Here is a 10,274-nt window from a genome sequence, read left to right as displayed (position 1 = left end):
TCGGGTCCCGTGGCGATCGACGCCGAGCGGGCCTCCGGCTACCGCTACTCCAGCCGCGCCTACCTGGTGCAGGTCCGGCGCGAGGGCGCGGGGACCTGGCTGATCGACCCGATCCCCTTCGACTCCCTCGACCTCCTCCAGGAGTCCCTGCGCGACACCGAGTGGATCCTGCACGCCGCCACCCAGGACCTGCCCTGCCTGGCCGAGGTGGGTCTGCGGCCGACCCGACTGTTCGACACCGAGCTGGCGGGTCGCCTGCTCGGATACCCGCGGGTCGGGCTGGCCACGCTGGTGGAGACAGTGCTGGGCCAAAGGCTGGCCAAGGAGCACTCCGCCGTCGACTGGTCGACCCGGCCGCTGCCCGAGCCCTGGCTGGAGTACGCCGCGCTCGACGTCGAGCCGCTCGTCGAGCTCCGCGAGGCGCAGGTGGCCGAGCTGGAGGCGGCCGGCAAGACCGAGTGGGCGCGCCAGGAGTTCGACTTCGTCCGGGGCTTCGTGACGGCGCCGCGGGTCGAGCCGTGGCGGCGTACCTCGGGCCTGCACAAGGTGCGCGGCCGCCGTGGGCTGGCCGCCGTCCGTGCCCTCTGGGAGACCCGCGACGAGATCGCCGCCCGGCGCGACGTGACGCCCGGCCGGATCCTGCCGGACTCCGCGATCATCAGCGCCGCGCACGCCCTGCCGCCGGACAAGGCGACGCTGCTGGGCACCAAGGGCTTCCACGGCCGCGGCGCCGAGCGCTACGCCAACCGCTGGGTCGCCGCCATCACCTCCGCCCTCGAGATGCCCGAGAGCGACCTGCCGAAGCGTTCCCCGCGCACCGACGGCCCACCGACGCCACGGGCCTGGGCCGAGCGCGACCCCGTCGCCGCCCGGCGGCTCGGCCTGGCCCGGCCGGCGATGACCAGCCTCGCGCAGGAGCTCGACCTGCCGGTCGAGAACCTGCTCACCCCCGACCACCTCCGGCGCACCCTGTGGACGCCGCCCACGACACGGGAGCCCGACCAGCTCACCGAGGCCGTCCGGGAGCAGCTCGCCGGGTACGGCGCGCGGCCGTGGCAGATCGAGCTGGCGACGCCGGTGCTGGTCTCGGCGATCGTCTCCGGCGACGAGGAGCCGGAGCCGGAGCCCCCTGCTGCCGATCCGACGGACACACCCGACGGTCCGACCGCCTGACCCGACTCAGTCCTCCGAGGGCGTGGCGGTGTCGGACTCCAGGACGCTGCGGCTCTGCTCGTCGATGTCCGTCAGGCGCTCCTGGAGGTCGTCGAGCACCGGGACCTGCACCAGCTGGTTCAGTGCGGGCGCGACTGCCTGCTCGAGCTCTGGCCACACCGACAGCAGGGGCGAGATCTGGATGCCCCGGACGCTGCTGTTGAAGACGCTCGAGTGCTCGGGAAGCCGACCGGGCTGGAGGAACTCCTCCGACAGCGCGACCTCGCTGTTGGCCGGCACCAGGTAGCCAGCCCTCACCACCCGCTCGACCGAGGGCGTGCTGAGGACGTCGACCATCAGGTCGGCTGCAGCAGGGGTGCTCGCGGCGCGCGCCGACAGGCACAGGCCGGTGATGTCGCCGCTGGTCGCGAGGCCGTCCAGGATCGGCATCGAGATCACGTCGAAGTCGAGCCCGTGGACCTGGCGCAGCTTGGGCACCAGCTGTCGGTAGCCGGCCATCATGCCGAGCTGCCCCTGCGTGAACCACTCGAGCGGCGTGCGTTCGGCGAGCTGCCCGGGGCCCAGCGTCAGCTGGGGGCGACGGAGCACCTCGAGCATGCGCTCGATCGCCTCGGCACTGTCGCCGTCGGCGAAGGCCAGGGACGTCGGGGCATCCTCGTCGTCGAAGACCTGGCCACCGCCGGAGTAGACGAAGGGCGCGAAGGTGCGCACCCCCGGCTCGATGTGAACGCCCTTGGCCCCGGGCGGCCGGCTGGCGAACTGGGCGGCCGCGGTGAACATCTCGAGGGTCCAGGCCTCCCGCTGCGCCGGGAAGAGCAGGCCGCGGGCCTCCATCCGGTCGAAGTCGACCAGCTTGGTGTTGTAGAAGATGACCATCGGCGAGATGCCGTACGGCATGCACTGGAGCCGGTCGTCGGCGCTGAACGCCTGCAGCGCGTCCCGGGAGTACCCGTCGCCGAAGTCCACCCCGCGGGCGTCGAGCAGTGCGTCGACGGGCTGGATGAGCCGCTGCTCCTGCAGGGTGGCCAGGTCGTCGCGGTTCACGAGGAAGACGTCGGGCACCTTCGCGCCGTCCTCGATCGCCGACATCATCTTGGCGCTGGAGGCCCAGTGCTTGACCTCGACCACCGCCGGGTCGTAGAGCGAGTCGAAGCTCTCCGCCACCGCGGTGTGGGCCGCGAGCTCGTCGCGGGGACCGTTGACCCCCAGGGTCAGCGACACGGGCTCCTTCGGCGCCTTGGTCGCGGGCGCGGGCCGCGGGGGCCCTCCGTCGGACTCGCAGGCGGCGAGGGCCAGCATCACTGCCACGCACAGGGCGATCGTCACGCGGCGGCGTGCCCTACCGGCCGTGGCACGCGACGACACCGCGATCCCCTCTCCATGACCGGCAGCTACCCCGCACGACTCTATCGGGGAGTAATTGTGTGCCGGACCGGGAGCGCCTCACGGCGCGTGGCCGCTCGCAGCGGCTGAATCTGGGACCCGGGGCTGCCGCGGCCCGGCACACGTGAGTGAGTGTAGACGAGGAAGCCCAGAGATGAGGCCCGACGAGTGGATGTCGGGTCAGGCGAGCGAGTTCTTCAGCTCGAGGTGACCGGCGGCCTCGAGCTGCTCGGCCAGTCCCAGCAGTCGGGCGATGCCGGTCTCGGTCGGCTCGGGCAGCTCCGCCCGGCCCGTGGCCACCACCCGGGCGAAGGCCGCCGCGCGGAAGAGGACGTCGGCGAAGTCCCGTTCGGCGATGCCGCGCAGCACCTGGTCGACCATCCACTTCAGCTCATCGGGCCCAGGCGGGTCGGCGACACCGGCGACGACCCGGGCGACCGGGGCGCGCACCCGGCCGGCCTCGAACTCGGCCGCCACCCCGGCGGGGTCGGAGTAGACCCAGGACCGGAGCAGGTAGAGCCGCCACAGGCACCCGGCCAGCGTGTTGGCCGGGGAGCCCGACCAGACCTCGGCGATGGTCTCGATGCCCTCGCTGTCGGCGAGGTGGATCAGCCGGTCGGCCACCTCCGCGTCGCCGGACCGTCGGGCCCCCCGCACCAGGAGGGTGGCCGCCCGGTCGGCGGCCGCGCTGACCTCGGCGGGGTCGGTGCCACCGGCCACGGCGTCGAAGAAGCTCGCCCCCGTCGTCATGGGCCGGTGGTGTGCGCGCTCGGTCACGGACTCAGCCTGCCACGCCGGGCGCAGCGGCGGGACCGGTCGGCCCGGTTGCCGCCAGCGCCTTGCGGATCCGCTGGTCGCTCACCGGGTACGCCGTCCCGAGCTGCTGGGCCCACAGGGACACGCGGTACTCCTCCAGCATCCACCGGACCCGCCGCAGGTTGGCGTCGGGCGGTCGGCCCTCCGGGAGCGCCTCGACCTGGTGGAGGTAGGCCTCCTGCAGGTCGGCCACCTGGTCCATCAGCTGCCGGTCGCGGGCGACCTGGCCGTCGAGCTGCGAGCGCCGCTGGTCGATGGCCGCGAGGTACGTCGGGTAGCGCCGCAGCTGGGCCGCGCCGGCCTCACCGACGAAACCACGGTGGACGAGCCGGCCGAGCTGGCCCTTCATGTCGGTCAACGCCGGCAGCGTCGCCAGCTGGGCACGCCCCGCGAGCACCTTGTCGGTGTGCCGCCACGCCTCCAGCACGCGGAGCACGTCGGCCAGCACCGCCCGGAGCCGCTCCTGGCGGCCCTCGGCCGCGGCGGCGACCAGCTGCCCGAACGCCGCCTCGTCGCGCACCGGTGGACGTGCGTCCACCACCTCCTGGGCCTGCGCGGCGTGCACGTCGTCCAGGAGCTCGGCCACCGTGGGGTACGGCGACCCCGCCAGGCCGAGCTTCTCCCGGTCCGTGAGGTCACCGGTCAGGTCGCCGGCCGACGTCGGGGCGCTGAGCACGAGCAGCCGTCGTACGCCCAGACGGTGTCGGGCGGCGGCCTCCGCCTCGGACCCGAAGACCCCCAGCCCGACCGTCCTGCCCTCGTCGACGAGTGCCGGGTAGCCGCGCACCTCGTGGCCCGCGCGCCGCTGGGTGAAGGACTCCTCGAGCGTGCCGAACACCCACTCGGTCTCGCCCGTGCGGGAGCGCCCGCTGTCCGCCGCGACGTCGGCCATCGCCTGCGCGAACGACGGCCGCAACGGCTCCTTGAGGGCGTCGAGGTCCTTGCCCCGCGCCCGCTCGGCGCCGGTGTCGTCCACGACCCGGTAGGTGGGCTGCAGGTGCGGTGGCACCTTCGACCAGTCCCACGCGTCCCGCGGCACGACCACGCCGGTCGTGGCGCGCAGGTGGCGCTCGAGTGCGTCGAGCAGCGGCTCGTCGCCCGCCGGCACCGCGGCCAGGAACTCGCGGGCCCGGTTCGGTGCGGGCACGAAGTTCACCCGCAGCTGCTTGGGCAGGCTGCGGATCAGGGAGGTGACCAGCTCCTCGCGCAGGCCGGGGACGTTCCAGGAGAAGTCCTCCGACGACACCCGGTTCAGCGTGGCCACCGGGACGTCGATGGTGATCCCGTCGTCCTCCGCGCCCGGCTCGAAGTGGTAGCCGATCGAGAAGGTCAGTCCCTCCGCCCCGTCTGATCCAACGAGGCTGGACTGCCAGGTGCGCGGGTAGTCGGCCTCGCGGATCTCATCCGCGCTGTCCTGGGTGAGCATCTCCCGGTCGAGGGTCAGCAGGTCCGGACGCTCCCGGCGTTCCCGCTTCCACCAGGTGTCGAAGTGGGCACCGCTGACGGCCTCGGCGCCCACGCGCGCGTCGTAGAAGTCGAAGAGGGTGTGCTCGTCGACCACGATGCCGCGCCGGCGGGCGCGGTGCTCCAGCTCCTCGGCCTCCTCGAGCAGGGCCCGGTTGGTCGCCAGGAACGTGTGCCGGGTGTCCCACTCGCCCTGGACGAGGGCGTGCCGGATGAACAGCTCGCGGCTCACCGTGGGGTCGACCTTCCCGTAGCTGACGAGGCGGTCGGCGACCAGCGGGACGCCGTACAACGTGACCCGCTCGCGGGCCATCACGGCCGCCCGCTTCTTCGACCAGTGCGGCTCGGAGTAGGTGCGCTTGACCAGGTGGGCGCCGAGGCGTTCGGCCCACTCCGGCCTGATCGCGGCGTTCTGGCGCGCCCAGAGCCGGCCCGTCTCCACCAGCTCCCCGGCCATCAGGAACTGCGGGTTCTTGCGGTGCAGACCGCTGCCGGGGAAGATCGCGAACCTCGCGCCGCGGGCCCCGAGGTACTCCCTCGGCCCGCGCTTGCCCCGGTCGCGCTCCTCCAGCGAGCCGATGTGGCTGAGCAGCCCGGAGAGCAGCGCCTGGTGGATGCCGTCGGCGTCGGGCTGGTCGGAGGGCTGGCCGACCTGGACCCGCATCTCGCGGCACACCTGCCGCAGCTGCGACTCGAAGCTCTGCCACTCCCGCACCCGCAGGTAGTTGAGGAACTCCCGCTTGCACATCCGGCGGAAGGCGCTGCTGGACAGCTCGCGCTGCTGCTCACGCAGGTAGCGCCACAGGTTGAGCCAGGTGAGGAAGTCGGAGGTGTCGTCCCGGAACCGCGCATGGGCCTGGTCGGCCTGGGCCTGGAGCTCGGCGGGACGCTCGCGGGGGTCCTGCAGGGAGAGGGCCGCGGTGATGACGAGTACGTCGCGCAGGCACCCGAGGCGCTCCGCCTCGAGGACCATCCGCCCCAGCCGCGGGTCGATCGGCAGCCGGGCGAGGCGCTTGCCGAGACGGGTGAGGCGGCGGTCGTGCGTCGCCCCGCCCCCCAGCGCCCCGAGCTCCTCGAGGAGCTGGACGCCGGCCGTCACGTTGCGCCGGTCGGGCGGCTCGACGAACGGGAAGCGGGAGACGTCACCGAGCCCGAGCGACGTCATCTGCAGCACGACGCTGGCGAGGTTGGTCCGCAGGATCTCCGGGTCGGTGAACTCGGGCCGGGCCTCGTAGTCCTCCTCGGAGTAGAGCCGGACGGCGATGCCCGCCTCGACCCGGCCGCAGCGACCGGATCTCTGGTTGGCCGAGGCCTGGCTGATCGGCTCGATCGGCAGCCGTTGCACCTTGGTCCGCGCGGAGTACCGCGAGATCCGCGCGACCCCGGTGTCGACGACGTAGCGGATGCCGGGGACTGTCAGCGAGGTCTCGGCGACATTCGTCGCGAGCACGACCCTCCGGCCGCCGTGCGGCTGGAACACCCGGTGCTGCTCGGCGGCCGAGAGCCGGGAGTAGAGCGGCACCACCTCGAGCGGGTTCCTGAGTCCGAGCCCGTCGAGCACGTCGGCGGTGTCGCGGATCTCCCGCTCGCCGGGGAGGAACACGAGGATGTCGCCCGGGCCCTCGTTGCAGAGCTCCCTGACCGCCTCGACGATCGCCTCGGTCTGGTCGCGGACGACGGCCTCCCCCTCCGCGTCCTCCTCGGGCTCCTCGATCAGGGGGCGGTAGCGCACCTCGACCGGGAAGGTCCGACCGGAGACCTCGATGATCGGGGCGGGCCTGCCGTCGCGGCCGGCGAAGTGGGCGGCGAACCGCTCCGGGTCAATCGTGGCGGAGGTGATGATCAGCTTGAGGTCGGGCCGCCGCGGCAGCAGCCGCTTGAGGTAGCCGAGCAGGAAGTCGATGTTGAGGCTCCGCTCGTGCGCCTCGTCGATGATGATCGTGTCGTAGCGGCGCAGCTGCCGGTCGCGCTGCAGCTCGGCCAGCAGGATGCCGTCGGTCATCACCTTCAGCCGGGTCGCCGGGGAGGTGGAGTCGGTGAACCGCACCTGGTAGCCCACCAGCTCGCCGAGTCCCGTTCCCATCTCCTCGGCGATCCGCTCGGCGACCGACCGGGCGGCGATCCGGCGCGGCTGGGTGTGCCCGATCAGGCGGTCCTTGCCCCGGCCCAGCTCGAGGCAGATCTTGGGCAGCTGGGTGGTCTTGCCGGAGCCGGTCTCGCCGGCCACGATGACGACCTGGTGGTCCCGGATCGCCGCCGCGAGGTCCTCGCGGCGGGCGCTGACCGGCAGCTGGGGCGGGTAGGAGATCTTCACGTCGACACTCAGTGGAGCAGGTCGACCAGGGCCGGCAGCGAGGCGGCCAGCGCCTCGAGGAGCTGGTCACGGGTGACGCCCCGAGGATCGGTGACCCAGGTCAGCACCATCTCCTCGCCCATCGCCGACCAGCCCCGGACCATCAGCCGGGCGGCCGGCGTGTCCGGGATGATCTCCCCCTGCGCGTCCTCGGTGAAGATCCGGTCGGTCAGCGCCGCCCGGGTCTCCTCGTAGACCTGGCGCATGGTCTCGTTGCCGCCGGCGGCGCCACGGACGATGGAGACGTAGCCCTGGTAGTTGGCCACCACGTAGTCGACGTAGGCAGCCACGGACGCCAGCAGCCGCTCCAGGGGCTCGCCTCCCTCCGGCGGGGCCGTCTGCACGACGAGGTCCGCGACCGCCCGGCGTACGACGGCCTCACGGAAGTCGTGCTTGTTGCCGAAGTAGTGGTAGAGCAGACCCCGGGAGATCCCGGCCTCCTCCGCCAGCACGTCGATCGTGAGCTCGTCGAGCGAGCGGGTGGCGAGCAGGCTGACGCCCAGGTCGAGCAGCTGGGTGCGCCGCTGGTCCGGGGCGAGCCGGGTGCGCGGTCCCCGGGCGGATGTGTCTGTCGTCACGGGCGGCATTCTATTGACACCTGTTCAATAACGCCAATAGCGTGGCGGCATGCCGATCAACGGACCCAAGATCGATGGACCCAAGATAGCCGGACACGTGGACCACCTGGTCATCGGAGCGGGGTTCGCCGGCCTCTGCACCGCGATCAAGCTCCGGGAGGACGGCGAGACCGACTTCCTCGTGATCGAGAAGGGCTCCGACGTCGGCGGCACCTGGCGCGACAACACCTACCCCGGCGCCGCCTGCGACGTGCCCAGCCAGCTCTACTCCTTCTCCTTCGCACCCAACCCCGACTGGTCGATGTCGTTCTCCCCCCAGCCGGAGATCCAGGCCTACCTCCAGCGGGTCGCACGCGAGTCCGGGGTGCTCGACCGGTTCGCCTTCGGCACCGAGCTGCTCTCGGCCGACTGGGACGACGAAGCCCAGTGCTGGAGGGTGGAGACCACCGCTGGCACGGTCACCTCGACCACCCTCATCTCCGGTGCCGGCGGCCTGTCCGCCCCGCGGCTGCCCGCGATCGACGGCATCGAGACCTTCCAGGGAGAGATCTTCCACTCCGCCCGCTGGAACCACGACGTCGACCTCGCCGGCAAGCGGGTCGCGGTGATCGGCACCGGCGCCTCGTCGATCCAGATCGTTCCCGAGCTGCAGAAGGTCGTCGACCACCTCGACGTCTACCAGCGCACCGCTCCCTACGTCCTGCCGCGCAACGACCGGAAGTACACCCGCATCGAGCGGCAGCTGTTCCGGCGGTTCCCCGCCGTCCAGAAGCTCTACCGCCGCGCCATCTACTGGGGCCGCGAGACCTACGTCCCGGGCTTCACGGTGCAGCCCAAGCTGGCGGCGCCGGCCAAGAAGCTCGCCCTGGCCAACCTCGCCAAGGGCATCTCCGACCCGCAGCTGCGGGAGAAGGTCACCCCCACCTTCGAGATCGGCTGCAAGCGGATCCTGATCTCCAACGACTACTACCCCGCCCTCGACTCCGACAACGTCGACCTGGTGACCGAGCCGATCGCCAAGGTGACCGGCAACGCCGTCGTGACCGCCGACGGCGTGGAGCGACCCATCGACGTGCTCGTCGTCGCCACCGGCTTCCACACCACGGACCTGCCGATCGCCGAGCAGATCCGGGGCCGGGAGGGCCGCTCGCTGGCCGACATCTGGCGCGAGTCGGGGATGGCCGGCTACAAGGGCACCACCGTGCACGGCTTCCCGAACCTGTTCTTCATCGTCGGGCCCAACACCGGCCTCGGCCACTCGAGCATGGTGCTGATCATCGAGTCCCAGGTCGCCTACATCCGCGAGGCCATCCGGACCATGCGGCGCAACGCCTACGCCACGGTCGAGCCGACCCCCGCCGCGCAGCAGCGGTGGAACGACGACATCCAGCGCCGGATGAAGCGCACGGTCTGGAACACCGGCGGCTGCTCCAGCTGGTACCTCGACGAGCACGGCCGCAACACCGTGCTGTGGCCGCGCACCACGTTCAAGTTCCGCGAGCTGCTGGCCAGGTTCGACGTGGCCGCCTACACCGTGACGGCCGCGCGCGACGCACACGACGCGGTGCCCACCGACAACCGGAAGGAAAGCCTCGCATGAAGACGCTCACCGACAAGGTCGTCGTGATCACCGGCGCGGGCTCCGGCATCGGCCGCTCGCTGGCCGTCGAGGCCGCCGGCCACGGTGCGCTGCTCGCGATCTCCGACATCGACGAGGCCGGGCTGGCCGAGACGGTCGACCTGGTCAAGAACTTGTCGATTCGGGGGCAGGGCGCCCGCGAGGTGCGCTCCGACCGGCTCGACGTCGCGGACCGGGCGGCCTTCGCGACGTACGCCGCCGAGGTGGCCGAGCACTTCGGCCGGGTCAACGTGGTGGTCAACAACGCCGGTGTCACCATGACCGGCGAGTTCGAGGAGATGACCTACGACCAGTGGGACTGGATCATGGGCATCAACTTCTGGGGCGTGGTCACCGGCACCAAGGAGTTCCTGCCGCACCTGATCGCCTCCGGCGACGGCCACGTCGTCAACATCTCCTCGTTGTTCGGGCTGATCAGCATGCCCGGCCAGTCGTCGTACAACGCCTCGAAGTACGCCGTCCGCGGCTTCACCGAGGCGCTCCGCGAGGAGATGCTGGTCGCCGGCCACCCGGTGGGGGTCACCTGTGTCCACCCCGGCGGCATCAAGACGGGCATCTCGCGGCACGGCCGCAAGACCGCCAGCCAGGACGCCGCCGCGATCGACGAGCTGTTCGAGAAGAAGCTCGCGCGGATGTCGCCCGACAAGGCGGCGCGGATCATCCTCAAGGGCGTCACGTCCGACCGGGCGCGGGTCCTGGTCGGCATCGACGCCCACGCGATCCACACCTTCGCCAAGCTGGTCGGCTCGCGCTACCAGGACCTCTTCGCCCGCGCCTCCACGCGCGTCGTCCCGCCCAAGCGGTGATACAAACGACGGCGTGAGCCTCACGTCCGGCACGACGGTCCGCTGCGAGATGACCAAGTGGG

At 71.9% G+C, this 10,274-nt stretch carries 7 protein-coding genes; 3 read left to right on the top strand and 4 right to left on the bottom strand.

Going from position 1 to position 10,274, the window contains the following annotated elements; all coding sequences use genetic code 11:
* On the top strand, positions 1–1,173 hold a 1,173-nt coding region (locus tag VFN12_RS06335), incomplete at its 5' end, for a ribonuclease D (RefSeq protein ID WP_325117770.1).
* A 6-nt stretch (positions 1,174–1,179) separates the two neighbouring features.
* Here VFN12_RS06335 and VFN12_RS06330 read toward each other — a convergent pair.
* The 4 genes from VFN12_RS06330 to VFN12_RS06315 all read right to left on the bottom strand — a co-directional run bounded on the left by VFN12_RS06330 (position 1,180) and on the right by VFN12_RS06315 (position 7,776).
* On the bottom strand, positions 1,180–2,499 hold the full coding sequence (locus VFN12_RS06330) for an ABC transporter substrate-binding protein (protein WP_325117769.1): 1,320 nt from the start codon (positions 2,497–2,499) through the stop codon (positions 1,180–1,182).
* A 237-nt stretch (positions 2,500–2,736) separates the two neighbouring features.
* Complete coding sequence (locus tag VFN12_RS06325) at positions 2,737–3,333, bottom strand: hypothetical protein (RefSeq protein WP_325117767.1); 597 nt, start codon at positions 3,331–3,333, stop codon at positions 2,737–2,739.
* Between the two features lie 4 nt (positions 3,334–3,337).
* Positions 3,338–7,150 (bottom strand): ATP-dependent RNA helicase HrpA, encoded by a 3,813-nt coding sequence (gene hrpA, locus VFN12_RS06320; RefSeq protein ID WP_325117765.1) that lies wholly within the window; start codon positions 7,148–7,150, stop codon positions 3,338–3,340.
* 8 nt (positions 7,151–7,158) lie between these two features.
* A complete protein-coding gene (locus VFN12_RS06315) occupies positions 7,159–7,776 on the bottom strand; it encodes a TetR/AcrR family transcriptional regulator (protein WP_325117764.1) in 618 nt (205 codons plus the stop codon).
* Positions 7,777–7,816: 40 nt separating this feature from the next.
* Between VFN12_RS06315 and VFN12_RS06310 the strand changes: the two genes are divergently transcribed.
* Both VFN12_RS06310 and VFN12_RS06305 read left to right on the top strand, forming a co-directional pair.
* Positions 7,817–9,367 carry an NAD(P)/FAD-dependent oxidoreductase gene (locus VFN12_RS06310; protein ID WP_325117763.1) on the top strand — a complete coding sequence of 517 codons (1,551 nt, stop codon included), beginning with the start codon at positions 7,817–7,819 and terminating at the stop codon, positions 9,365–9,367.
* Positions 9,364–10,212 carry an SDR family NAD(P)-dependent oxidoreductase gene (locus tag VFN12_RS06305; RefSeq protein WP_325117762.1) on the top strand — a complete coding sequence of 283 codons (849 nt, stop codon included), beginning with the start codon at positions 9,364–9,366 and terminating at the stop codon, positions 10,210–10,212. The genes VFN12_RS06310 and VFN12_RS06305 overlap by 4 nt, the downstream gene beginning before the upstream one ends.
* The last annotated feature ends 62 nt before the right edge of the window (positions 10,213–10,274 follow it).

Source organism: Nocardioides sp., assembly GCF_035703625.1.
In the GTDB taxonomy this organism is placed as follows: Bacteria; Actinomycetota; Actinomycetes; order Propionibacteriales; family Nocardioidaceae; genus Nocardioides.
The sequence above is the reverse complement of the archived record's forward strand: the minus strand, read 5'-3'. Positions and strand labels throughout refer to the sequence as shown.